Genomic DNA, 25090 nt, shown 5'->3' with positions numbered 1-25090 from the left:
TTCCTAAGCTCAATTGCCCAAACTATTGACAATGATCCGGGTCTAAGGCAGCATAGAATTTGCGCCCAAAAAAGCGCTGAACTCGGGGATATAGCTCAGTTGGTAGAGCACTTCAATGGCATTGAAGGGGTCAGCGGTTCGAATCCGCTTATCTCCATTGATTAACACTGTTATTTGTACGCTGGTTTGGCTGCTGGGGTTCCCTTGTCCGTTGAAAGCTGCACCAATTGTGGAACGGCTAGAGTTTATGGGACGTTACGAATTTCCTACAACTCAGCAGGTTCAGGGTACTGCCTTTGGCGGAATATCAGGTCTCGCCTATGCACCAAGCACCCAACGTTTCTACGGCGTGTCCGATGACCCACACCGCTCGCGCTTGTACCAATTGAGCCTTGATTACAGCTCTGCGGGCTTTAGTGCTGCCAGAGTTGAGGCGGTTGTGCCACTGAGCGTGGACTTGGATGGCGAAGGGATTGCGCTTTCCGGCCCCGATACCGTTTGGATCTCCTCAGAGACTGCGCCCTATCTCAATGCTTTTGACCGTCGGACTGGCAAATTACTGCGCAGCTTGCGTTTACCGGATGCCTTCACGCCTGGCCAGAGTCGAGGTTTGCGCAACAACCGCGCCTTTGAGAGCCTGACTCTGACACCAGATGGGCAACGGCTTTATGTAGCGACTGAACAGGCCCTACAACAAGACGGGCCAAGCTCAGATCTCCAGCAGGGTAGCCGCTGTCGTATTGTCGAGTTTGACCTGCGCACAGGGCAAGCAACCCGGCAATTTGTCTATCAAACTGAGCCGGTACCCAGCCCCAGCAATCCCTTCTTCAACGAGAACGGCTTGGTCGATCTGTTGGCCCTGGATAACGACGGGCACTTTCTCGCCTTAGAGCGCTCTGTTTCTGGTGTAGGCTTTGGCGCCAAGCTGTTCGAGGTCAGTCTAGGCAACGCTGAGGATGTCACTGCTCGGACCAGCCTTAGCGGTCAAGCAGTTGGTTCAGTTCAGAAAACGCTATTGCTCAATCTCAATACTCTGGCAGGCGCAGAGAATTTTATTCTCGATAACCTAGAGGGTATGAGTTTTGGCCCTAGCCAAGCCGATGGCAGTCGTAGCCTAGTTCTGATTAGCGATGACAACTTCAGTCGCCCCTTGCCTCAGCGCACTCAAGTTCTGGCTTTGCGCCTAGTTCTAGCATCAGGACCGCGCCGACCGTAACAGCTCAAGTTTAGTGTTTTCTTCCATACAGACATCACTGTGTCGGTGGGAAACACCCCATAAACTCAGTGAAGACAAAGATCGAATGCATCCTCCTATGACCAATGTCCTCCGGCCTCTCTCGTTCTCGGAACCTGCCACTAGTGTCAGGCTCTCCTATCAGGTTGCAATGCCCGAGCCGCAAAACCACTTGTTTGAAGTGGTACTGGTAGTCGATGGCTGGACAGGCGCACAGTTAGACCTGAAGTTTCCGGTGTGGACACCGGGCTCCTATTTAGTCAGGGAGTATGCCCGTAACCTTCAGGAATTGCGCGTGACGACCTCTGAAGGGCTGCCTCTACCCGCTCGCAAATGCAGCAAGAGCCATTGGCGCATCGAAACCCAGGGACAAACAGAAATCCAGGTTCGCTATCGGGTTTACGCCAACGAGCTCTCGGTACGAACTAATCACCTTGACAGCAGCCACGGCTATTTCAACGGTGCTGCTCTCTTTTTCTACATTCCCGATTATCAAGACCTGCCGATTCGAGTCAGCATTACTCCCCCACCGGGATGGCAAGTCACTACACCCTTGCCCCGAGTGGCAAACACAGAAACTACCTATGAGGCGGTTGACTTTGACACCCTAGTTGACAGTCCGTTCGAAATTGGCACCCATGCTGTCTATCCCTTTAGCGTTCGTGGCAAAGCACATGAACTAGCCGTGTGGGGTCAGGGCAATCTGAATCCCTCCCAGGTCATCCCAGACATTCAAAAAATTATTGAGGTTGAGGCTGATCTCTTTGGGGGCTTGCCCTACGACCGTTACTTATTTCTGTTGCACCTGGCTAGCCAGGGAAATGGCGGTTTGGAGCACAAAGATTGCTGCTCCCTCAACTACCCCCGCTTCGGCTTCCGGGATCGAGACCGCTATTACCGCTTCCTAAATTTGGTTGCCCACGAGTTCTTTCATCTGTGGAATGTCAAACGGATCCGACCCAAAGCCCTAGAGGTGTTTGACTATGACCAGGAAAACTACACCCCCTGCCTCTGGTTCAGTGAAGGCACAACCAGTTACTACGACCAGTTGATTCCGCTACGGGCTGGGATCTACAACGCCAGCCACTATCTCAAACTTCTGGGAGCATCAATCACTCGTGTGCAGGCGACACCTGGTCGCCATGTGCAATCGCTAACAGAGGCAAGCTTCGATGCTTGGATTAAGTACTACCGGCCCGATGCCAACAGTGCTAATGCCCAGGTTTCCTACTATCTCAAGGGCGAAGTTGTATCGCTACTGCTGGACTTGTTGATTCGCAACGCTTCTAACAGTCAGCGCTCACTCGATGATGTCCTACGTTTGCTCTGGCAACAGTTTGGCAAACGTGAAATTGGCTTTACGGCTGAGCAACTTCAAGAAAGCCTAGAAGCTGCTGCTGGCCTTGATCTCAGCACTTTCTTCAACCGCTATGTCGAAGGCACAGATGAGCTGGACTACAACCAGTACCTCGAACCTTTTGGCCTCAAGCTGAAGGAAACTTATGAAGAGCGCGAACGGCCACCTTACCTCGGGTTGCGAGTGAAGGCTGAGAATGGCTCACAGCTGATCAATTTTGTAGAATTCGGCTCTCCTGCTCAACGAGCAGGGATCGACCCTGGTGACGAACTGCTTGCTATCGATGGCCTGCGGGTTAAAGGGGATCGGCTAGCGGATCGCTTGCAGGATTATCAGCCTGGTCAGAGTGTCACTCTAACTGTTTTCCATCAGGACGAGCTGTTTACCCGACGCGTCACCCTGGGTAAGCCCTGTCCCGATGGTTACCAGGTTGTAGGGCTCACCAACCTCTCCGAGGCACAGAAGCGCAACTACCAAGCTTGGTTAGGCGATAGCCCTCAGCCCGGGACTGACAGTTAGGAGCTAGGGGCTAAGAGCTAGAGATTGAGACTTGGGCCACCAGGCAAAAACTACGAGGCCTAAACTGATATCAGTTTAGGCCTCGTAGTTTTTGCTAGATTTCTCTAGATTTCCAGATTTGGGTGAGCACAGTTTGGTATGATGGTTTTCCCAACCTTAATTGGAAGGGAGCTAACGCTAAATCCTGCGGACGTGGCGGAATTGGTAGACGCGCTAGATTTAGGTTCTAGTGAGGTAACTTGTGAGAGTTCGAGTCTCTCCGTCCGCATTGACTGCGCTATCTAGGTAGGGCAATGGCACCTACAGCGACAGCACCAGAAGGCAGCCCTGTTTCACCAGGTGCTGTCTTCGTTTTAGGTGACCCAGAAGGGGGTTAGGAGATCGAGGCGACTGTTGGTCTGGCTTCGGTGACTGGAGTCTTGTACTTCACTAGATTCGCGAGTTCTTGCAGTTGGCTGATTGCTTCAGCGCCCTCTAATTTCATCAGCTCACGATCATCGCGCATCTCCGTCCAGGTGATGCCGTAGTCAGAAACCAAGAAGCGGATCAGGTGGTCGTCGCCCAGGCTAGCCATGAAGGAAGCACTGTTCATTTGGCTGCCACAGGTATAGCAAGAGGCAAGGTAACCACGGCGCTCCAGAACGGTCGCCAGGGCTTGCAGGTCCATGATCAAGTCCTGCACGAATTGTTTGTGTTGCTCAGCAAGTCTTAGGAACATACCCATTCACCAGTCACCACACTATTTAACCACCTTAATGATTTTTTAAGATTCTCGCTACCCGGTTGGAGTCATGGCCTTTTCAACGGGGTCGACCAATGGGGTCAACTATTGATGAAGGAGCGAGTTAAAAACAGAAGAGCTTCCCAATTTTTATATGTTTCTTCAGCTTACCTATCTTTACACGAGGGATAAGCTAAACCCCTGCATAAAGCTTGTATTGATTAATACAAAAGGGTTCTAGGCATTGGAGGCATCAGCTGCGCAAAAAAGCGAGGTTGTGACCTGTGGATAGGTATAGCTGCGTGCATCCAGCGATCCCCAGTTGTTAGTTCGCACTATTGTCAGGGCTAGCATTCATTACGGGGATCAATCAAAGGAGTCAGGAATTGCAATGAAAATATATCAATTAAGGCTCTAAAGATCGGCCTCTGATTCCATGCTGAGGCTTCTCTAGAGCCAAAATGTTGCTCACTCGCGCCAAAAGCCCTGACCAAAAGCTTGGAGATGGGGCAACATTCTGAGGCTGGTTAAGAATCAGTTAAAGCTGTTTTTTTCTTAAAAAGTGTTGACCAAGCCATTACCAACCTGCTGAGAAGGGTTGGTAATGGCTATGAGCAAGATTAAACTGTGGCTGCTGCACGGGCTGTGCTTTGGAGCAAGGCTGCTTTGTCGGTTTGCTCCCAAGGTAGATTCAGATCCGTTCGACCAAAGTGGCCATAAGCCGCAACATCTTGGTAGAAACGTCCACCTCGCTGACCAGGCAATCGCTGCAAATCGAAGGCACGGATAATCGCAGCAGGCCGCAGGTCAAAGTTCTTTTGAACCAACTCCAGCAGGAGATCATCACTGACTTTGCCAGTGCCAAAAGTCTCAAGCATGATGCTGGTTGGGCGGGCTACACCGATGGCGTAACTCAGCTGAACCTCACACTTCTCAGCTAGGCCCGCGGCCACAATATTTTTGGCAACATAGCGGCTGGCGTAGGCTGCGCTGCGGTCAACTTTAGTTGGATCCTTGCCCGAGAAAGCACCACCGCCATGCCGAGAATAACCACCGTAGGTATCGACAATAATCTTGCGGCCAGTCAGACCTGAATCGCCCTGAGGACCACCAATTACAAATTTGCCAGTGGGATTAACCAAGAGACGAGTTTGCTCGTCAGGCTGAATCGCAACATCTGCAAATACTGGCTGAACTACAAAACTCCAGAGGTCTTCCCGGATCCGAGCTTGAATCGTTACCTCATCGCTGACGCCATCGATGCTAGCTGCGTGTTGGGTAGAGATCAAAATGGTGTCAATGCTTACAGGTCGGCCGTCTTCGTAGTGGACGGTCACCTGGGTTTTGCCGTCAGGGCCTAAGTAAGGCAGTTGCCCAGACTTGCGCACAACGCTAAGCTGACGAGCCATGCGGTGGGCCAAGCTGATCGGCAGGGGCATGAGTTCTGGCGTCTCATTGCAGGCAAAACCGAACATGATGCCCTGATCGCCAGCCCCGATCGACTCTAGAGCCGATTCCAACTCGGCGGGATCGCCTTCGCGGCTTTCTAGAGCTACATTGACGCCGCGGGCAATGTCAGGAGATTGCTCATCTAGAGCAACTAGCACCGCACAGCTATCGGCGGAGAAACCATTGCCCGCATTGACGTAGCCGATCTCACGGATTTTTCGGCGAGCGATGTCGGTGTAATTGACCTGAGCCTTGGTTGTGATCTCGCCGGTAATTAGGACCAGACCAGTATTGACGACCACCTCGGCTGCAACGCGACTCGTAGGATCCTGGGCTAGAAGTGTATCCAGGATAGTGTCCGAGATTTGGTCACAGATTTTGTCTGGGTGGCCTTCTGTCACAGATTCAGAGGTAAACAGGTAACGTCGAGCCAAGGTACAGATCCTCTCTGGTGCAGTTTGGGCAGGCAGGCTGGGTGGGAGCTGGCACAGATCTGCAAGGCGGGTTTGGGGGATGTACTCTCTTGCAGTTGGAGATCGTCAGATAGGACCCAGTGAGCCAGCTACTCGGTTTCTGGATCCATTTAAATACTGGCTGAGGCAGTTGACAGCTTACCATCCCCCCATTTGTCTGTCTAAGATTCTGGAAACATATAAGGTGGGAATTTCGATGTCTCAGTCCTCTGATACTGATACCCGTCAGTGGTACATCCTCAAAAGAGCAGAAGGACCTTGCCAGATCGTGGCCTTGGACCCAGCTAGTGAGCCAGTCGCTGACGGCGCTGAGGCGTTAGAGCGTTGGGGTCCCTTCAATTCTCAGGCAGAAGCAATTGCTCGACGGGTTGGCTTGATCCGGGCAGGTAAATGTCAGCCTGTGTGAGGAGGAGTGCAGCACTATACCTAGGTACATATATCTAAACAGCATTGTTTAGGCAGCCTACCTAGACAGCCTGTCAGGGCACTGGGCAACGGCCAACGTTCCTTCTCCAGTACCTACTCTTTCCCCTCGAATACCTAACCCTCAGCTCAATAAGCTCTCGAATACCTAGCCTCTTGAATACCTGAAATGAATGTGCGTGCTGTCTTCCAATTTCCCTGTATCCTGAATGCCCTGGGTCATCATCCATCTGAGCGGCTAGCGAAGATTGAGAGCACAAAGAGGCATCAATGCATCAGTGTTTAGCTCGTCAGCATTTAGCTCGTAACGCTCAGCAATGATTGAGGGGAGCAGAACATCCCTGCCAGGTAGATGACGCTGGTGCACGAGGAGTTCCAAATGTTAGTGATCGTATATCAATGCAGTTGCGCTTAGAAGGTTTTGGCTCAAGTGTCTAATCTGATTCAATCAATCATCGACAACGGTGAACAGGTCGATCTACGGGCGTTCGCTAATAAGTTACGACGACAGGAGAATCGCTATCTACTACGCAATGATATTCAAACTGCCTTCGAAGAATACTGTAACCAGCAGGAGAAGCCCGAAGACTTTCGTCAACAGTCCGCTTTGGGACAACTCATTCACTACACTCAGGAAATCATCCTTGAAGGAGAAGATCTAAATCTGATTATTCGACCGCAGATCGTCACTCGAGAGACTTTCCGGCTGCACATGGAAACACTGACCTTTGAGCCGGTTACTGACCGAGAATTACTCGCCTTGCGCGACCGTCTGACTGATCATTACCACCCCAATGAAGGCCGTCTTCTGGAACTAGATTTCGGGCCGTTTTATGATTATTCCCCTCAGATTCGAGATCCAAAAAATATTGGCAAAGGCGGACAGTTCCTCAGCCGCTATCTGTCGAGCCAGTTATTTCAAAGCCCTCAGGAATGGCTGGAAAGCTTATTCAACTTCTTGCGTCTGCACAAAATTGACAATCAGCAATTGCTGATCAATGAGCGCATTCGCACTCGGCAACAGCTTTCGGAACGTATTAAGCAAGCTCTCAGTTTTTTGGGTGGTCGGCCTGCTGAACAACCCTTTAGTGAATTCAAATTTGACTTACAAAACCTAGGCTTTGAGCCGGGCTGGGGCAATACAGTTCGTCGAGTGCAAGAGACGCTCGAAATCCTCGACCACCTGATCGACTCACCAGATCACCAGGCACTAGAGGAATTTATCTCCCGCATTCCCATGATCTTCAAGATCGTGCTGGTGTCGCCCCACGGTTGGTTTGGTCAGGAGAATGTTTTGGGCCGTCCAGATACAGGGGGACAAGTTGTCTACGTCCTTGACCAGGCCAAGAGTCTAGAGCAGCAGTTACAAGAAGATATTCATCTGGCGGGGCTAGATTATAAGCCCAAGGTGATTATTCTCACGCGCCTAATTCCTAATAATGATGGCACCCGTTCTAATGAGCGCTTAGAAAAAGTCCATGCCACAGACAACGCTTGGATTTTGCGCGTTCCTTTCCGGGAATTCAACCCACGCTACAGCCAAAGCTGGATGTCGCGCTTTGAAATCTGGCCTTATCTAGAGACCTTTGCGATTGATGCTGAGCGGGAACTTTTGAGCGAGTTTCTAGGCGTACCCGATCTCATTGTTGGCAACTATTCCGACGGTAATCTAGTCGCTTTTCTGCTCGCCCGTAGCCTGGGGGTGACCCAGTGTAATATCGCTCATGCCTTGGAGAAATCGAAATACCTGTTCAGCAATCTTTACTGGCAAGAATCTGAGGACAATTATCATTTCTCGCTGCAATTTACGGCGGACTTAATCGCCATGAACGCAGCTAACTTCATCATCAGCAGCACCTATCAGGAGATTGTGGGTACAACTGAGAGCACGGGGCAATATGAGTCCTACGATTGCTTTACCATGCCAGATTTGTACCACGTGCTCGATGGCATTGACTTGTTCAATCCCAAGTTCAACGTTGTGCCACCGGGCGTCAACGAAAACTTCTACTTTCCCCACACGGCAACTGAGCGTCGCTTACCCAGTGAAACAGAACGCCTGGAGCAGCTGCTCTTCAGTGAAACCGATCCGCTACACGTGCTTGGTTCGCTGAAAGAACCCCAAAAGCGGCCACTGTTCACAATGGCCCGTCTGGATCGCATTAAAAATATCACAGGTTTGGTGGAGTGCTTCGGCCGCTGCCCTGAGTTACAGGAACACTGCAACCTCATCGTCATTGCTGGGAAGTTGCGGACTGAAGACTCGCAGGATTACGAAGAAGCTGACGAAATTCAAAAGATGTACCATCTGATCGATCAGTACGACCTACATGGCAAGATTCGCTGGTTAGGAGTGCGGCTGTCGAAAGATGATTCAGGCGAAATCTATCGCATTATTGCTGATCGTCAGGGCATCTTTGTTCAGCCAGCTTTATTTGAGGCGTTTGGTCTGACGATTTTGGAGGCTATGATTTCAGGACTGCCTGTCTTTGGCACTTGCTTTGGTGGGCCGTTAGAGATCATTCAAGACAAGGTGAATGGCTTCTACATCAACCCAACTCATGTCGAAGAAATGGGGCAACTGATGCTCGACTTCGTCAGCAAGCTAGACCACTATCCTGAGCAGTGGCAAGAAATTTCTAAGCGAGCCATTGAGCGAGTTTACAGCAGCTATACCTGGAAGATCCACACTTCCCGTCTGTTGCGCTTAGCCAAAACTTACGGATTCTGGAATTACTCTTCTCAGGAGAACCGCGAAGACCTGCTGCGCTATTTGGAGTCGCTGTTCTACCTGCTTTATAAGCCTCGGGCCAAAGCCCTGTTAGACAAGCATATGCAGGCCGGTTAGGGTCTAGGCAACCTGGGAAAAGCGCTCGATTAGGTAGCTTAGGTTCCATAAATTCCATAAAGTAGGGCAAGACTGACCTTGCCCTACTAGTCTCTTCTTAGCTTCCCGATGCTCTAAGTTCTCGGTCTAGCTCTTCGCGCAAGAAAGCTTGCAAGCCTTCCTGCCAGATTGGGTCCAAGCCTTCCTGACGCAGACGCTGCTCGATCATTTGCTGCGCCCCGGTTCGATCAATCTTTTCTAGCGCCGCAATAATATGGAGTCGGACAGCCGGTTCGGGCTCAGCTAGGCATTGCACCAAGGGCTCCACCGCTGCTGGGTCATCAATTTGTGCCAGTCCGATGGCGGCTAGCTTTTTAACTTCTAAATCGGGGTGTTGCAAGGCTTTCAGCAGCACTGGCGTAACTTGGCTACAGACCAGCGAGTTGGGTCCGTCTTGAGCCATGCTGGCTCCCAAACGTCCCAAGACTGATATACCCTCACGCACAACTGCAACCGAGCGGCTATCTGCTGCTTGCTCCAAGTAGGTTATGGCTTCGGAGCTAGCAATTCTGCCTAAAGCCCGTAGGATTTCGCGTTGCACCGGCAAGGCAGCTCGTTCTAGGTGCGCTGCTAGGCGAGCTGCGGCAATATTACCCATCCGGCCTAAGGCCGTGGCAGCACAGCAGCTCACCTCCAAAGCTGGATCAGATAACGCTTCGGTAAATAAGTCCAGCAAATCCAGTTCCAGCGCCAAATCACTGCGCAAGCTCAAGCCAGTTACCGCTTCGGTTCGTACCTGAACATCTGGATCCTGGCTAGCTTGCACTAAAACTGCCGGGATTCGGGAGTCATGGAAGCTGCTGAGGGCTTCAATCGCACAGGCGCGAACCTGCGGATCCTCTGCCTGCACCACCCTGAGCAAAGGCTCAACGATTGCCCGAGTGCGGATTTGCGCCAGTGCCTTAACTACTGCCAATTGCCAGGGTCCATCCAGTAACTGCGTCAGAGGAGCTACAGCCTGATCGCCTAAGTTGGTGAGAGCTGCCGCCGCCATCTCCTGCAAATCGGAGTTGCCGCTACTACATAGCAGTTCAACCAGGGGTGGAATCACCTCTGGGCATTCCAGTTCCCCCAAAGTTCGAGCAGCCATCCAACGCAGTTCCAGATCGTGGTCGTCGTCCTGCATCAGCGCCACCAACGGTCTAATGGCAGGGGCACCAATCTCGCACAGCACTCGCCCGACCTCCCATTGCAACTGGAAATCGCCGTTCTCAAAGGCTTGCATCATCAGGTCGAGCACTGCCGCTCGCTGTTCCGGCTCCGTTTGAAAGACCTGGAGCAGGGAGGCGCAGTCAGTCAGAGATGAAGAAGTCATGGAACTTTGGGTAAGAAGTGCAGATGGCGCGGTGTCATTAGATGGGCAGCTTTTGTCTGGCCTTGGTTTGGCCTAGGTATCTGCCTGGTGTTTGGCCTGATTATTGGGCCTTTTTCTACTGTGTCACGGGTTCTCTAGGTTGTTTAACCCGGAGCGTTCCCTACTCTAGGACTCAATCCCAACCAAATACAAGCTGCGTATGGGTTCAATACGAAAACTACATAGCTTGCAATATTTGGTAATGCTCTATACGGTTCGGCACTGGTGAGTTGACTAACGTGACGGAATCAACAGCTTGATTCAATTTGTCAAGAGACTTAAGCCAAAATTTTGGGTTTCTCAAGTTGGCAGTTTGAGCAAGTTCATGTAGAGAAGGGCTCTCGCCATGGCTAACAAGTTTGAGGAATTCAAAGCCGCTAAAGATGGCTTGAAAATCAAAGAGGAGCTAGAGCGCTTTGCCAGTGAAGGTTGGGAAGGCATTGACGAAGATAACTTGCACCGGCTGAAGTGGATGGGTTTGTTCTTTCGTAAGATCACGCCTGGTCGGTTCATGCTACGTCTGCGTTTACCGAATGGCATCCTTACCAGCGGTCAGATGCGAGTTCTCGCTGAGATTGTGCAAAGCTACGGTACGGATGGGGTCGCTGATGTAACGACGCGTCAGAACTTGCAATTGCGGGGCATTCGGATTGAGGATGTGCCTGAAATCTTTCGTCGTTTCAAACAAGCCGGTCTGACTAGTGTGCAGTCAGGCATGGATAACGTGCGCAATATTACAGGTTCGCCTCTGGCTGGTATCGATGCCGATGAACTAATCGATACGCGAGGCCTAGTGCGCAAGGTCCAGGACATGATCACCAACAATGGTGAGGGAAACCCTAGTTTTAGTAATCTACCGCGCAAATTCAATATTGCCATCGCCGGTTGCCGAGACAATTCTGTCCATGCAGAGATCAACGATGTTGCTTTTGTCCCGGCTTACAAAGGAGGGATATTAGGCTTCAATATCCTGGTGGGCGGTTTCTTCTCGGCCAAGCGTTGTGCAGCTGCAGTTCCCCTCAATGCCTGGGTCGATCCACGCGATGTTCTCCCTCTTTGTGAGGCGATCTTAGTTGTTTATCGAGACCACGGCCCGCGCCTTAATCGGCAGAAAGCTCGCTTAATGTGGCTAATCGATGAATGGGGGCTTGATAAATTCCGGGTTGAAGTCGAGAAGCAATTGGGCTTCCCTCTAGCAACAGCTGCGGCCAAAGATGAGATCTGCTGGGAAAAGCGGGATCACATTGGCATTCATCCCCAAAAGCAAACGGGTTTGAACTTCGTTGGTTTGCATGTGCCTGTAGGCCGTTTGTACGCCGACGACTTATTCGACCTAGCTCGAATGGCAGATGTTTACGGTTCTGGCGAAATTCGTCTGACTGTTGAACAAAATGTGATCATTCCGAACATTCCTGATTCACGCCTAGAAGTATTTTTGCAGGAGCCGTTGTTGAAGCGATTCAGCACGGAGCCAGGCAGCTTAATGCGAGGCTTGGTGTCTTGCACAGGCAGTCAATTTTGCAACTTCGCGCTGATTGAAACCAAGAGTCGGGGATTGGAAATGATCCGGGAGTTGGAGCAAGAGTTATACCTCACGAGACCGATCCGTATTCACTGGACGGGTTGCCCTAACTCCTGTGGCCAGCCCCAAGTCGCTGACATTGGTTTTTTAGGAACCAAAAGTCGCAAGAACGGCAAGGTTGTTGAGGCTGTTGACATCTATATGGGTGGCAAAGTCGGGCGAGATGCACACCTGGGCGAATGTGTAATGCAAAGTATCCCTTGTGATGACCTAAAACCAATTCTACAACAGTTGCTCATTGAGCATTTTGGAGCACGGGTCCGTCAACAAGCAGCTCTAGTTTAGTGGCCCTAATTTAGTCCCGTTGGTTTTAGTACGGCCATAGGCCAGCGTTTTACCGCTCAAGTTTTGTCTCCTAGATCTTCTATTTCAGCTCAGATCTGATGTCTAGGCAGGACGCTCGGTTTCAGCTTGGAGGCTCTCTTATGGCTCCAAGTAGCTGTAAGTTTGCCAACCATCAATCACTAATCACGACTATCGACTGAGAATTGAGGAGCCATGACCAAATTTTCGAGACGGCAGTTCATCATCACCACAGGCATGACCGCAGCCGGTACCCTGTTAGCTCACGGTTGCAGTTCCGGTTCCAGTTCCACCGCTGCTAGTAATGCAACTCCAGCGGTCAATGTGGCTCCTGGTGACGCTCCAGAGGTGACAACCGCCAAACTCGGGTTTATTGCGCTGACCGATGCTGCACCTCTGATCATCGCCAAAGAAAAGGGCCTATTTGCCAAGTATGGCATGCCTGATGTTGAGGTGGTGAAGCAAGCTTCTTGGCCTGTCACCCGAGACAACATTGTGCTCGGTTCTGATGGCGGTGGCATTGATGGGGCTCACATCCTAACTCCTATGCCCTATCTGATTTCTACAGGCAAGGTCACCAAGGGCAATAAAGTGCCGATGTACATTTTGGCCCGTCTCAATACAGATGGTCAGTGTATTTCAATTGCCAATACCTACAAAGACTTAAAAGTTGGCACAGACAGCTCGGTTCTTAAAGATGTCTTTGCCAAGTCCAAAGCTTCTGGTAAAGATATCAAAGCTGCTGTGACTTTCCCTGGCGGAAATCATGACTTGTGGATGCGTTACTGGTTAGCAGCAGGCGGTATTGACCCTGATAAAGACATCTCCACAGTGCCAGTTCCCCCACCTCAAATGGTCGCCAATATGAAGGTTGGCAACATGGAAGCCTTCTGTGTGGGTGAGCCGTGGAATGCGCAATTGGTCAATCAAGAATTTGGTTATACCGCTCTCACAACGGGCGAACTTTGGAACAACCATCCCGAGAAAGCATTTTCCATGCGGGCTGATTGGGTTGATAAAAATCCCAAAGCCGCGAAAGCGCTACTGATGGCTGTGCAAGAAGCCCAAGTCTGGTGTGACCAGATGGAAAACAAGGAGGAGATGTGCAAAATCGTCTCCAAACGGGAATGGTTCAAAGTGCCAGATAAAGACATTGTGGAACGGGCCAAGGGCACCATTAACTACGGCACGGGCAAGGTGGTTGAAAATAGCCCTCACCTGATGAAGTTCTGGGCAGAAAACGCGTCATATCCCTATAAGAGCCACGATCTGTGGTTCTTGACTGAGGATATTCGTTGGGGCTATTTGCCTGCCGATACCGACACCAAAGCCCTAGTGGATGCGGTCAATCGAGAGGACCTCTGGAAAGAGGCGGCCAAAGCAATTGGTCAAGAAGCTGCGATTCCGGCCAGTAGCTCCCGTGGGGTTGAAACCTTCTTTGATGGCGTCAAATTCGATCCTGCCGATCCAAGCGCTTACTTGAAGAGCCTCAAAATCAAAAAGGTTTAGTCCTGTTGTAAACGGTTAGGGCTTGCCACCAAGCCCTAATCCCCTTTCGATCTCATAAGCCAAGGAGAGTTAGAGCATGACCGCAAGGCTAGACCGCCGTTTCAGCAGCAGGAACATCCAACAGATCGGCACTGGCGCTGTTCAGCAACTAAAAAAACTGATTCCTTCTGCTATTGCGCTGGCTGTTTTTCTAGGCATTTGGCAATTGCTGTGTTCTAGCCCAGATTCATTTTTGCCAGGGCCCTTGCAAGTTTTTACTGACACCTGGGACCCTCTGATCATCGATCCATTTTTCGATAATGGCGGAACAGATAAGGGTCTGGGACTGCAAATCTTCGCCAGCTTGCAACGGGTGGCAATTGGTTACTCGCTCTCAGCTCTAATCGGCATTGGTTTGGGGATTTTGATTGGCACTACACCAATCATGTATCAGGCGCTAGATCCCCTATTTCAAGTATTACGCACGATTCCACCGCTAGCCTGGCTGCCCATTGCCCTGGCTCTATTTCGTCAAGCCAACCCCAGCGCGATTTTCGTCATCTTCATCACGGCTATCTGGCCGATCCTGATCAACACAGCGGTTGGCGTTCAGCAAATTCCTCAGGACTATAACAACGTTGCCAAAGTGCTGCGTCTCTCGCGGCAGGATTACTTTTTCAAAATTCTGCTGCCTGCTGCCGTTCCTTACATTTTTACGGGTTTGCGCATCGCTGTGGGTCTGGCCTGGTTAGCCATTGTTGCCGCTGAGATGCTAACAGGAGGTGTTGGCATTGGCTTCTTTATCTGGGATGCCTACAACAGTTCTGCCTTGAGCGAAATTATTGTCGCTCTGGTTTATGTCGGGGTTGTAGGTCTGCTGCTGGATCGGTTAGTCGCCTTAGTTGCAGATCGAGTCGTTCCCGAAGAACGGAAATAGAAACTGCTTCGCGCTAGCCCTAGCGCAAACCTATCCCCTAACCGCTTGTCCTGCTACCGGTTACTGCCATGCCACCCTTTGTTGAAGTTGATCATATTGACCGGGTTTTCTCGCTACCCAACGGTGGTGAATACGTCGCCCTCAGAAACATTGAACTCAAAATCCAACAGGGTGAATTCATCTCGTTGATCGGCCACTCCGGCTGTGGTAAATCGACACTGCTCAATATCGTCGCTGGCCTAGATCAACCCACAAAAGGGGGGGTGATTTTGCAGGGGCGGCAGGTGACGGAGGCGGGCCCAGACCGTATGGTCGTATTCCAGAATTACTCCCTGCTGCCCTGGCTGACGGTCTACGATAATATCGCTTTAGCCGTCAATGGCGTGATGTCAGATCGGCCTAAAGCCGAGCGTAAAGAGATCATTGAACACCACATCAACCTGGTGGGTCTAAAGGCAGCTGCTGCTAAGAAGCCGAGCCAGCTTTCAGGCGGGATGAAACAGCGAGTTGCGATTGCGCGGGCGCTGGCGATTCGGCCTAAGCTGCTGCTGCTGGATGAGCCATTTGGGGCCCTAGATGCGCTAACGCGTGGCGGACTGCAAGAGCAGTTGATGCAGATCTGCGAAGAAAGTCAGGTCACCTGCATTATGGTCACGCACGATGTGGATGAGGCGCTGTTATTGTCAGACCGGATCGTGATGCTGACCAACGGTCCAGAGTCCTACATCGGCCAAATTCTTGAGGTTCCTTTCCCTCGGGCTCGTAAGCGTCTAGAGGTCGTAAATCACCCCAGCTATTATGGTTTGCGCGGCGAGATTGTTTATTTCCTCAATCAGCAGAAGCGAGACAAGAAGCGCAAGCTCAAGCAAACTGTGGCTGTTGCCCGCAATGGTCTGGAAAAGGTCAATTTAGAGATCGGTTTCATCCCTCTAACTGACTGTGCGCCCCTGGTTGTTGCTAAAGAAAAGGGCTTCTTCACACGACATGGTTTGGAACCGGTCACCCTGTCGCGAGAGCCAAACTGGAAAGCGATTGCCCAAGGCGTTGTTACGGGCCGCCTAGATGCAGCTCAAATGGTTGCAGGAATGCCCCTGTCCATGACCTTGGGTATGGGCGGCAATGCACCCGTGCCTATCGTCACCGCCCTGACTATCGCTCGCAATGGCAACGCGATTACGCTGAGCAAGCAGCTTTTCGACCAGGGTGTGCGCAGCCTCGCCGACCTCAAGGCCGTCATGGCTCAAACCCCAGGCAAGCGCTACACCCTGGGGGTAGTTCATCCTTCCTCAATGCACAACCTGATGCTGCGCTATTGGCTGGCTTCCGGTGGCATTGATCCAGATCTGGATGTCAGTTTGGTCGTGATTCCGCCAGCTCAAATGGTGGCAAACCTCAAAGCTGGCAACATTGACGGCTTCTGTGTCGGTGAGCCTTGGAATTCGCGAGCGGTTCATGAAGGGCTAGGCTTTGTCATTGCCACCGATTTAGAGATTTGGTCCGGGCATTTAGAGAAAGTTTTGGGAGTGCGCGAAGACTGGGCCAACCGCTATCCTCAAACCCATATTGCCTTGGTCAAAGCGCTGCTGGAAGCCTGCGAATATTGCGATGACCGTCGCCATCGCGAAGAGATTGTGCAGCTACTGTCCAAGCCTGAGTATGTCGGCACTGACCCGATCTATACCCGTCCTGGTTTCATTGATCCTTATGCGCGTGGCACAGGAGAAGAAGCCCAAGCCTTACCGCATTACAACCAGTTTTTCGTTGACAGAACCAACTTCCCCGACCGGGTTGAGGGGCTCTGGATTATGACTCAGCTTGCCCGCTGGGGTCTGATTGCGTTTCCTAAAAACTGGATTGAAGTTCTAGATCGGGTCCGTCGTCCGGAAGTGTTTGGAGCCGCCGCCCGGGAATTGGAGTTGCTGGATATTGGCCGGGATCGCGGTCCTATCCGTTTAGCAGACGGGACTGTTTTCAATCCCGATGATCCCATTGGCTATCTCAATAGCCTGAGCATCAAGCGCGAAGTGCGCATTGAAGAGGTCGTGATTGGTATGGATTCACCTGTGACCGAAGCAGCCTAGACAGACTTACATCCGGGTTGACACCGGACTAAATCAAGGCAATCGATCCGTCTCACGCTGTTATCCTCTATTTCTCCGTTGGACTATGCAAACGCTTAGCAATAGCAGCTCCGAGCAAACCCAATCAGTTGACCGCGCTCCTTACTTGGAGATCAAGGATGTCTCCAAGGTTTATCCCACAGACACCGGCTCCTACACAGTTCTAGAAGGTGTAAACCTCACGGTTTACGAAGGCGAATTCATCTGTGTAATCGGGCACTCGGGTTGTGGCAAATCCACTTTACTAGACATGGTTTCGGGCTTTCGTAAGCCCAGCAGTGGCGAGGTGCGCTTGCAGTCAGAACCGATTGCTGAACCTGGCCCAGACCGCATGGTGGTTTTTCAAAACTACTCGCTGCTGCCCTGGATGAGTGCCTTCGAGAACATTTATCTTGCTGTCAAGTCAGTTTGGCCCGATAAAACTAAGGCAGAGAAAGAAGCAATCGTTAACGAGCATTTAGCCTTAGTGGGTTTAACGGAAGCGGCTCAGAAGCGACCCGGTGAACTCTCAGGCGGCATGAAGCAACGGGTTTCGATTGCCCGTGCCTTAGCGATTCGGCCCAAGGTCCTGATTTTAGACGAGCCGTTTGGGGCTCTAGATGCGATTACCAAAGAGGAATTGCAGGAAGAGTTACTCAAAATCTGGAGCGATCATCGAGCCACAGTGTTGATGATTACCCACGACATTGATGAAGCTTTATTCTTAGCCGATCGCTTAGTGATGATGACCAATGGTCCGGCGGCTCAGATTGGTGAAGTCCTCACCATTCCCTTTGCTCGCCCGCGCGATCGCACCCGCATTATGGAAGACCCAGAATATTACAACCTGCGCAATTACGCCTTGGACTTCCTCTATCGACGCTTTGCCCACGATGACGTGGAGTAGAGCATTTGGCACGCAGCTTACATACATTTGGCCTGAATTATTTGGCCTACATTTGGCACGCGTTTCGCATAAAGGCAACGGTGCTTGTCTGGCAGATTCAATGGCTGTCGATCATGCAGTGTCTCCCTAGGAGAAATGGTGACAGATAGTATCAAGACGCTCTGCCCCTACTGTGGCGTAGGTTGTGGTTTAGAAGCATTGCCGCCAGCTCAAATGGGCCAAGCGACCCACCGGGATGAGCAGGGCAAACCGAGTTGGAAAATTCGGGGCAATCGAGCCCATCCCTCCAGCCAGGGCATGGTGTGCGTTAAGGGTGCCACGATCATCGAATCGATTGATCAAGACCGCCTGTTGCACCCAATGGTGCGTGATTCTTTAGATGAGCCCTTCCGCCAAACGACTTGGGATGATGCCCTAGATCGCATCGTCAATCGTATCCAAACGGTGCGCTATCGACAGGGGGCTGATGCCCTATGTCTCTACGGCTCAGGTCAATTTGTGACCGAAGATTATTACACGGCCCAAAAGTTATTCAAGGGCTGCCTCGGCACTAACAACTTCGATGCCAACTCACGCCTATGCATGTCTTCAGCCGTCGCTGGTTACTTGCAGAGCTTCGGTGCCGATGGTCCTCCCTGCTGTTATGACGACCTAGAGTTGACCGATTGCGCCTTTCTCATTGGCACGAACACAGCCGAATGCCACCCGATTATCTTCAACCGTCTGCGTAAGCATCACAAGGCCAACCGTCAGGTCAAACTGATCGTCGTTGATCCCCGGCGAACCAGCACCGCAGAGGCAGCAGATTTACATCTGGCGATTCAGCCAGGAACCGATATTGATTTGCTCAATGGCATTGCTCACCTACTGCTGCAATGGGGCTGTGTCAATTACGAATTCATCGACGAATGCACCTCAGGTTTTCCGGCTCTAGCTGAGTTGGTGCAGCACTATCCGCCCTCGGTTGTGGCTCAACGCTGTGGCATTTCAGAGCGCGATCTAGAAACAGCCGCTCGCTATTGGGCGCAATCAAAACGCACTTTGTCCCTCTGGTCGATGGGGGTGAATCAATCGACCGAAGGCACCGCTAAGGTGCGCAGCCTGATCAACTTGCATTTACTGACTGGGCAAATTGGCAAACCGGGGGCGGGTCCCTTCTCCCTCACCGGCCAGCCCAACGCGATGGGCGGACGGGAAGCAGGCGGGCTGGCCCATCTCCTGCCGGGCTATCGCTCAGTCAGCAACCCTCAACACCGAGCCGAGGTCGAGCAGTTCTGGGGACTGCCACCCGGCCAAATCTCGTCTGAACCTGGACGTACTGTCTGGGATATGGTCACCGGTCTGGAAAAGGACGAGGTGGGGTTCCTCTGGATTGCCGCCACCAACCCTGCCGTCAGCATGCCTGACCTGGAGCGCACCAAAGCGGCTCTGCGCCGTTCTCCCTTCACCGTTTACCAGGAAGCCTACTACCCTACCGAAACCTCTGCCTTCGCCCATGTTCTGCTCCCTGCGACCCAGTGGAGCGAGAAAAGCGGCACCATGACCAACTCCGAGCGCCGGGTCACCCTTTGCCCTGCCTTTCAGCCCCGCCAGGGCGAAGTCCGAGAAGACTGGGCGATCTTTGCGGAAGTCGGTCGTCGCCTTGGTTTTACTGAGCAGTTCGCCTTCCGCAGCAGTGCCGAGGTCTATGCCGAGTTCGTGCAACTGACCAAAGGTCGCCCCTGCGACATGAGTGGCCTGAGCCATGAGCGCCTGAGCCGAGAAGGCCCCTTGCAATGGCCCTGCCGCGATTCTGGCTCTACCCAGCCGGGCGAACCTGCCCGGCTCTACACGGACTTGCGCTTCCACACGCCAGATCGACGGGCTCGCTTTGGCGCTTATCACTCTCGCGGTTTGGCAGAGCCGCCGGATGAGCGCTACCCCTACGTCTTGACCACGGGGCGGCTGTATGGCCACTGGCACACGCAGACACGGACAGGACGGACAGAGAAGCTGCGGCAGATGTATCCCCATCCCTTGCTTGAGGTGCATCCACGAGATGCCCGAGCGCTGGGGGTGAAGGATCAGGACTGGCTGGAGGTGCGCTCGCGCCGGGGAGTTGCTCGGTTTCGGGTGCTGGTCACTAAAGCGATTGCACCGGGAACCGTGTTTGTGCCAATGCATTGGGGGGCACTGTGGGCGGAGCAGGCGGAAGCTAATGCCCTGACTCATGCTGAAGCCTGTCCCGACTCCCAGCAGCCAGAGCTGAAAGCCTGCGCCGTGCAACTAGTGCCGGTTACTGCTGAGCAGAACAAATTAGCGTTGCAAGAGAAACCGAATCACCTGGCCCAGATTAGATAGCTCGGCTCAGATAGCCCAGATTCAGATAGTCCAGGTCAGTGAGCAGTAATGAGCAAATTAACTGCTTAGCTCTGCTGTAAGCAAACACTGTGCAGCCTACAGCAGAGCTAAGCAAGAAGATTGTGCTGAATTTGAGAGAGGAAGAGCAAGTGAATAGAAGATACCTCTTAAGAAAGACTGAGCGATTGTAAAACCTTCCAGAAGAAAGGTTTGTAGATCAAGTTGCAGTTTGTGTAACAAACTTGACGGCTTTAATGGGCCAGGTCTTTTAGCTTGTCAGGAAAAGTGTTTTTAGGTTGCCAATCTAGCCCCGATTTAAGTGCTCACAGCTTCAATTCACCCGTAATCTTAGCGGAGGTCGATCCATGACGGACGCGAGCCAGGCCAATAGAGTTGCCAGTGCAACCGAGGATCTGACGGACACAGAGGTTGTTAACAAATTCGAGAATTTGACAACGGCAGGCGAGAATGCAGGCCCTCTGAACAAATTTGAAAAGATTAAAGCAGAGAAAGATGGTTTAGTTCTGAAACAGGAGCTAGACCACTTGGCTCAGGTGGGCTGGGAAGCAATGAATGAAGCCGACCGTGACTTCCGGCTCAGGGTTTTGGGCTTGTTTTACCGCTCGGTCACACCAGGCAAGTTTATGCTGCGGCTGCGGCTGGCGAATGGCGTAATCACCAGTAGCCAAATGCAGGTTCTAGCCGAAATTGTGCAGCTCTACGGCGAGCAAGGCAATGCCGATATCACCACTCGACAAAACATTCAGTTGCGGGGAATTCGGATTGAGGATGTCCCGGATATCTTTCGCAAATTGGAGCGAGTGGGTCTCACCTCGGTTCAGTCTGGCGTAGACAATGTTCGCAATATCACCGGTTCGCCTTTGGCAGGAATTGACCCGGATGAACTGATTGACACACGCGGCCTGTGTCGCATGGTTCAGGACATGATCACTAACCTGGGTAAGGGCAATCCTGCATTTACCAACTTGCCGCGTAAGTTCAATATTGCCATTGCCGGTTGCCGGGATAACTCTATCCACGCCGAACTCAATGACCTTGCCTTTATTCCTGCCTATAAAAATGGTGTCCTTGGCTTCAATGTCATTGTGGGTGGCATGTTCTCTCCCAAGCGCTATGAGGCAGCAGTTCCTCTCAATGCTTGGGTGGTTCCTGACGATGTTGTTGAGCTGAGCAAGGCCGTTCTGCTGGTCTATCGCAATCATGGGTTGCGGGCAAATCGGCAAAAGTCGCGGTTGATGTATCTGATTGACCAGTGGGGAATCGAGAAATTCCGGGATGAAGTGGCAAACCAATTGGGAAAACCACTGGAAACTGCGGCTGAAAAGGACGAGTTTTGCTGGGATAAGCACGACCACATTGGAGTCTATCCGCAGAAGCAACCCGGTTTGAACTTCGCAGGTCTGCATATCCCCATTGGCCGTCTGTACGCTCAAGACATGTTTGACTTAGCGCGTCTGGCAGAGGTCTATGGCACGGGTGAGCTGCGCCTGACGGTTGAGCAAAACCTGATCATTCCCAATATCCCGAATTCTCGTCTGGAGCCTTTTTTGAGGGAACCGCCTCTGGCGCATTTTTCGGTCAAGCCGAACAACTTGGTGCGGAGCTTGGTTTCCTGCACGGGCAGTCAATTTTGCGGCTTTGCCCTGATTGAAACTAAAAATCGGGCTCTGGCCATGATTCAGGCCTTAGAAGCAGAGCTATCTGTGCCTAAACCTGTGCGTATTCACTGGACGGGCTGTCCTAATTCCTGTGGTCAACCGCAGGTGGCCGATATTGGCTTGATGGGTACGAAAGGGCGCAAGAATGGCAAGGTTGTTGAAGCGGTAGATATCTGGATAGGTGGCAAGGTGGGCCATGAGCCGGAACTCGGTACCCGGATTATGAAGGGCATTCCTTGTGATGATCTGATGCCGGTGCTGCGAGATTTGCTGGTTGAACACTTTGGCGGCACACCTCACTCTAGAGATGAGGAGACGGAGTATTTCGTTCCTCCTGCTCTCATGGCTCAGCCAGAGCATTGAACTGGCTCTAATCCACGCTCTCCGCTGAGGCACCTTGAGGAGCTTTATACCCATTCTCTAAATGAGAGTGACCAATCAGAACCCCACGGCCTACGGCACCTCCCCTTGGCAAGGGGAGGTTAGGAGGGGTCAATGTGTAGCAATTAAAAAGTGAGTTGGTGTTAGGGGTTGCTACAGCCTCCAGTTCCTGGTGCCTTTTTCAGCTTGAAGCTCCTCCGAGGTAAGCTAATTGCTGAATTTTGTGCAATTCTGTTTGAGCTTGCTGGTCTTTGCTATCGATTATGGCAACTTACTTTCAATTCGAAGCTGATTTTGTGGAGTCTCTGCGCTGCATTCCCATGCAGGTCCGTTTCAAGCTGGATACCTGCGGCATTAAGCTGAAGCTGAATCAGTGGAATCGCTTCAATCAACAGGAGCGTGAATCTCTGGTGGATCTGCCTTGTGCTAGTGAGTCAGAGATTCTGGCTTATCGGCAATTTCTATGTGAGCTGATCGAGAAGCATACAGGCAGCACAGCTACAAATCTGCCGGTTGAGCCTCAGCCAGCTTGGTTAGAAGCGGAGGTGATTCCCGATAGTGTTCTGGCAAAGGGGCAGGTGGCAGGGGTGGCAATATCGACTGAACAATGGGCTGAACTCACGCCGTTGCAGCGTTTTGCTCTGCTAAAACTCAGCCGCTCTGGACACGAGAATCACAATTTTTTGCCTGCACTGCAAGAGTTTCAGCTGGCCTAGTTGGGAGTTTAGTTCAACTCGTTGGTGTTTTTGAATTTGACTTTTTGAGGTTGATAGAAGTTCCTTTGGTTGCAATCCCTCAAAGGGATTCACCGTTTTCGCGACCATCTATCCAGCAGCAAGAAGGGCAGTCTCAATGGTTTCAATCCCTTAAAGGGATTTGCTGTTTTCGCGGCCTGTTAGCGCAGCTACCGGGCTGTCCGTAGCCGCGTTTCAATCCCTCAAAGGGATTTGCTGTTTTTGCGACTCCAGCTCGTTCGGAATGCGCCGAAGTAGAGGCGTAGGTTTCAATCCCTCAAAGGGATTTGCTGTTTTTGCGACACTCTATGTGTGTGGCTTCAGCCTCCCTCATGAGTGGTTTCAATCCCTCAAAGGGATTTGCTGTTTTTGCGACCCAAATCCACCTGCGCCAATCGGGACTGGTTCGATGTTTCAATCCCTCAAAGGGATTTGCTGTTTTTGCGACATCATGAGAGTTTCCAGTTCACTTCTTTGATTTCACGTTTCAATCCCTCAAAGGGATTTGCTGTTTTTGCGACTCCATACAGGTTCCCCTCGGAACAATCACAGAGGAGTTTCAATCCCTCAAAGGGATTTGCTGTTTTTGCGACCCTTTCCTTTTGCCAACCGTAATTTCATCAGTTAAAGTTTCAATCCCTCAAAGGGATTTGCTGTTTTTGCGACATTGAGGTTGAGATCTTCCGTTCCGGGTTGATTCCGGTTTCAATCCCTCAAAGGGATTTGCTGTTTTTGCGACAAGGGTATTCAATAAATACAGGGTTGGCTGCAGTGGTTTCAATCCCTCAAAGGGATTTGCTGTTTTTGCGACGGCAGTTTCTTAGCCAGCACCCCTATCCCCAAGCTGTTTCAATCCCTCAAAGGGATTTGCTGTTTTTGCGACTTGATGCCAATGGTCTCCCCATTGAATTGCCCGTTGTTTCAATCCCTCAAAGGGATTTGCTGTTTTTGCGACAGGCTTCAACCTCAAAGTTCCCTGGCAGGGCAAACGGTTTCAATCCCTCAAAGGGATTTGCTGTTTTTGCGACCCGTTATAGCGGCCCAAGGGGTCGAGCGGAAGCTGTTTCAATCCCTCAAAGGGATTTGCTGTTTTTGCGACCTGATGGGTCCGGGCGTGCTTTCGAGCTAATACGTTTCAATCCCTCAAAGGGATTTGCTGTTTTTGCGACCTACAGCATTCTGGTGCAATGCCGCCGCTTCAACCGTTTCAATCCCTCAAAGGGATTTGCTGTTTTTGCGACGGCTAAGCCTGATTATCCTGAGCGGATGGTAATTCGTTTCAATCCCTCAAAGGGATTTGCTGTTTTTGCGACCAGCCTGAGCCCTCGACGTTTACGCGGGGTTTTTGTTTCAATCCCTCAAAGGGATTTGCTGTTTTTGCGACATGCAGTCGCCTTTAATCTCAACGATAAATCTACCTGTTTCAATCCCTCAAAGGGATTTGCTGTTTTTGCGACGATAACAGCAGCTCTGGAGCCAGCGAGGACAGCGTGTTTCAATCCCTCAAAGGGATTTGCTGTTTTTGCGACTCTGCCCCGTTCATTAGTGATAAAGCCCATGTCAAAGTTTCAATCCCTCAAAGGGATTTGCTGTTTTTGCGACCTAAGCGCTCAAAAGCGGCTAACAAAGCGGCTGAGTTTCAATCCCTCAAAGGGATTTGCTGTTTTTGCGACCTGGATCACTCAGGGCTGGAAGACTCATCCAGCGGGTTTCAATCCCTCAAAGGGATTTGCTGTTTTTGCGACATCCAGTTGCATTGTGCCATCACTTCTCTCCCTCCTTGTTTCAATCCCTCAAAGGGATTTGCTGTTTTTGCGACAAGTTGAGGAAGAAGTAATCCAGGATGAAGGGCGAGTTTCAATCCCTCAAAGGGATTTGCTGTTTTTGCGACTCATGAAGAAGAACATGGGCGAAAGGGCAATTGGCCCGTTTCAATCCCTCAAAGGGATTTGCTGTTTTTGCGACTTCCCAGTTCCCTGCCCCGTTCTTAGCCCTCACAATGTTTCAATCCCTCAAAGGGATTTGCTGTTTTTGCGACTCCTTCCCTCTAAGCTCCGGTTCCAGCCGTTTCAGGTTTCAATCCCTCAAAGGGATTTGCTGTTTTTGCGACTATAGCTCTACGCGCATACGTTAGGACATTGCTTGAACGCAGCATCCACACAATCTCGAAAGTTCTCAAACTCATCCAATCGCTGTCGCATCCAATTCTTCAGCACAAACCAC

At 51.5% G+C, this 25090-nt stretch carries 15 protein-coding genes, 2 tRNA genes, 1 pseudogene and 1 CRISPR repeat array; of the genes and pseudogenes, 14 read left to right on the top strand and 4 right to left on the bottom strand.

Going from position 1 to position 25090, the window contains the following annotated elements; all coding sequences use genetic code 11:
• The first annotated feature begins 84 nt into the window (after nucleotides 1-84).
• The 4 genes from H6F94_RS25250 (at nucleotide 85) to H6F94_RS25235 (ending at nucleotide 3378) form a co-directional block, all read left to right on the top strand.
• Nucleotides 85-157 (top strand) — tRNA-Ala (locus H6F94_RS25250).
• Nucleotides 158-211: 54 nt separating this feature from the next.
• A complete protein-coding gene (locus H6F94_RS25245) occupies nucleotides 212-1216 on the top strand; it encodes an esterase-like activity of phytase family protein (protein ID WP_190805050.1) in 1005 nt (334 codons plus the stop codon).
• A gap of 97 nt (nucleotides 1217-1313) precedes the next feature.
• Entirely contained in the window at nucleotides 1314-3110 is a 1797-nt protein-coding gene (locus tag H6F94_RS25240; protein WP_190805049.1) for a M61 family metallopeptidase, read from the top strand.
• Between the two features lie 186 nt (nucleotides 3111-3296).
• Nucleotides 3297-3378, top strand: a tRNA-Leu gene (locus tag H6F94_RS25235).
• A 105-nt stretch (nucleotides 3379-3483) separates the two neighbouring features.
• On the opposite strand, the gene H6F94_RS25230 is transcribed toward H6F94_RS25235, so the two are convergent.
• Entirely contained in the window at nucleotides 3484-3828 is a 345-nt protein-coding gene (locus H6F94_RS25230) for a DUF1815 family protein (RefSeq protein ID WP_190805048.1), read from the bottom strand.
• Between the two features lie 623 nt (nucleotides 3829-4451).
• A complete protein-coding gene (gene metK / locus H6F94_RS25225) occupies nucleotides 4452-5714 on the bottom strand; it encodes a methionine adenosyltransferase (protein ID WP_190805047.1) in 1263 nt (420 codons plus the stop codon).
• 235 nt (nucleotides 5715-5949) lie between these two features.
• Here metK and H6F94_RS25220 point away from each other — a divergent pair, with 235 nt between their 5' ends.
• On the top strand, nucleotides 5950-6159 hold the full coding sequence (locus H6F94_RS25220) for a DDE transposase family protein (protein WP_190805046.1): 210 nt from the start codon (nucleotides 5950-5952) through the stop codon (nucleotides 6157-6159).
• 447 nt (nucleotides 6160-6606) lie between these two features.
• Nucleotides 6607-9024, top strand: a complete 2418-nt coding sequence (locus tag H6F94_RS25215) for a sucrose synthase (RefSeq protein WP_190805045.1) — start codon at nucleotides 6607-6609, stop codon at nucleotides 9022-9024.
• Between the two features lie 97 nt (nucleotides 9025-9121).
• On the opposite strand, the gene H6F94_RS25210 is transcribed toward H6F94_RS25215, so the two are convergent.
• Nucleotides 9122-10378, bottom strand: a complete 1257-nt coding sequence (locus tag H6F94_RS25210; RefSeq protein ID WP_190805044.1) for a HEAT repeat domain-containing protein — start codon at nucleotides 10376-10378, stop codon at nucleotides 9122-9124.
• A gap of 385 nt (nucleotides 10379-10763) precedes the next feature.
• Here H6F94_RS25210 and H6F94_RS25205 point away from each other — a divergent pair, with 385 nt between their 5' ends.
• From H6F94_RS25205 to H6F94_RS25170, 8 genes are all read left to right on the top strand, one after another.
• On the top strand, nucleotides 10764-12284 hold the full coding sequence (locus H6F94_RS25205; protein WP_190805043.1) for a ferredoxin--nitrite reductase: 1521 nt from the start codon (nucleotides 10764-10766) through the stop codon (nucleotides 12282-12284).
• Nucleotides 12285-12497: 213 nt separating this feature from the next.
• On the top strand, nucleotides 12498-13811 hold the full coding sequence (locus H6F94_RS25200) for a CmpA/NrtA family ABC transporter substrate-binding protein (protein WP_190805042.1): 1314 nt from the start codon (nucleotides 12498-12500) through the stop codon (nucleotides 13809-13811).
• A gap of 76 nt (nucleotides 13812-13887) precedes the next feature.
• Nucleotides 13888-14727, top strand: coding sequence for a nitrate ABC transporter permease (gene ntrB / locus H6F94_RS25195; RefSeq protein ID WP_190805041.1), 840 nt, complete (start codon nucleotides 13888-13890; stop codon nucleotides 14725-14727).
• 68 nt (nucleotides 14728-14795) lie between these two features.
• Nucleotides 14796-16808, top strand: a complete 2013-nt coding sequence (locus tag H6F94_RS25190) for an ABC transporter ATP-binding/substrate-binding protein (protein ID WP_190805040.1) — start codon at nucleotides 14796-14798, stop codon at nucleotides 16806-16808.
• Nucleotides 16809-16893: 85 nt separating this feature from the next.
• Complete coding sequence (locus tag H6F94_RS25185) at nucleotides 16894-17733, top strand: nitrate ABC transporter ATP-binding protein (RefSeq protein WP_190805039.1); 840 nt, start codon at nucleotides 16894-16896, stop codon at nucleotides 17731-17733.
• A gap of 135 nt (nucleotides 17734-17868) precedes the next feature.
• Entirely contained in the window at nucleotides 17869-20073 is a 2205-nt protein-coding gene (locus H6F94_RS25180) for a molybdopterin oxidoreductase family protein (RefSeq protein WP_199320659.1), read from the top strand.
• A 365-nt stretch (nucleotides 20074-20438) separates the two neighbouring features.
• Nucleotides 20439-22115, top strand: a complete 1677-nt coding sequence (locus tag H6F94_RS25175; protein WP_190805038.1) for a ferredoxin--nitrite reductase — start codon at nucleotides 20439-20441, stop codon at nucleotides 22113-22115.
• A 281-nt stretch (nucleotides 22116-22396) separates the two neighbouring features.
• Entirely contained in the window at nucleotides 22397-22849 is a 453-nt protein-coding gene (locus tag H6F94_RS25170; protein WP_190805037.1) for a nitrate reductase associated protein, read from the top strand.
• Nucleotides 22850-22917: 68 nt separating this feature from the next.
• Nucleotides 22918-24977: a CRISPR direct-repeat array (repeat unit 37 nt; unit sequence GTTTCAATCCCTCAAAGGGATTTGCTGTTTTTGCGAC).
• Between the two features lie 7 nt (nucleotides 24978-24984).
• Here H6F94_RS25170 and H6F94_RS25165 read toward each other — a convergent pair.
• Nucleotides 24985-25090 (bottom strand): annotated as a pseudogene (locus tag H6F94_RS25165) (IS630 family transposase); the annotation flags it as partial.

It is taken from the genome of Leptolyngbya sp. FACHB-261, from assembly GCF_014696065.1.
GTDB lineage: Bacteria > Cyanobacteriota > Cyanobacteriia > FACHB-261 > FACHB-261 > FACHB-261.
This window is presented reverse-complemented; position numbering and strand designations above follow the sequence as displayed.

Excerpts from the sequence above, each read along its gene's own strand:
- H6F94_RS25220 (WP_190805046.1), top strand. The coding sequence starts at position 5,950 with ATGTCTCAGTCCTCTGATACTGATACCCGTCAGTGGTACATCCTCAAA.
- ntrB (WP_190805041.1), top strand. The coding sequence starts at position 13,888 with ATGACCGCAAGGCTAGACCGCCGTTTCAGCAGCAGGAACATCCAACAG.
- H6F94_RS25180 (WP_199320659.1), top strand. The coding sequence starts at position 17,869 with ATGGTGACAGATAGTATCAAGACGCTCTGCCCCTACTGTGGCGTAGGT.
- H6F94_RS25200 (WP_190805042.1), top strand. The coding sequence starts at position 12,498 with ATGACCAAATTTTCGAGACGGCAGTTCATCATCACCACAGGCATGACC.
- H6F94_RS25185 (WP_190805039.1), top strand. The coding sequence starts at position 16,894 with ATGCAAACGCTTAGCAATAGCAGCTCCGAGCAAACCCAATCAGTTGAC.
- H6F94_RS25190 (WP_190805040.1), top strand. The coding sequence starts at position 14,796 with ATGCCACCCTTTGTTGAAGTTGATCATATTGACCGGGTTTTCTCGCTA.
- H6F94_RS25230 (WP_190805048.1), bottom strand. The coding sequence starts at position 3,828 with ATGTTCCTAAGACTTGCTGAGCAACACAAACAATTCGTGCAGGACTTG.
- H6F94_RS25210 (WP_190805044.1), bottom strand. The coding sequence starts at position 10,378 with ATGACTTCTTCATCTCTGACTGACTGCGCCTCCCTGCTCCAGGTCTTT.
- H6F94_RS25170 (WP_190805037.1), top strand. The coding sequence starts at position 22,397 with ATGGCAACTTACTTTCAATTCGAAGCTGATTTTGTGGAGTCTCTGCGC.
- H6F94_RS25205 (WP_190805043.1), top strand. The coding sequence starts at position 10,764 with ATGGCTAACAAGTTTGAGGAATTCAAAGCCGCTAAAGATGGCTTGAAA.
- H6F94_RS25240 (WP_190805049.1), top strand. The coding sequence starts at position 1,314 with ATGACCAATGTCCTCCGGCCTCTCTCGTTCTCGGAACCTGCCACTAGT.
- H6F94_RS25175 (WP_190805038.1), top strand. The coding sequence starts at position 20,439 with ATGACGGACGCGAGCCAGGCCAATAGAGTTGCCAGTGCAACCGAGGAT.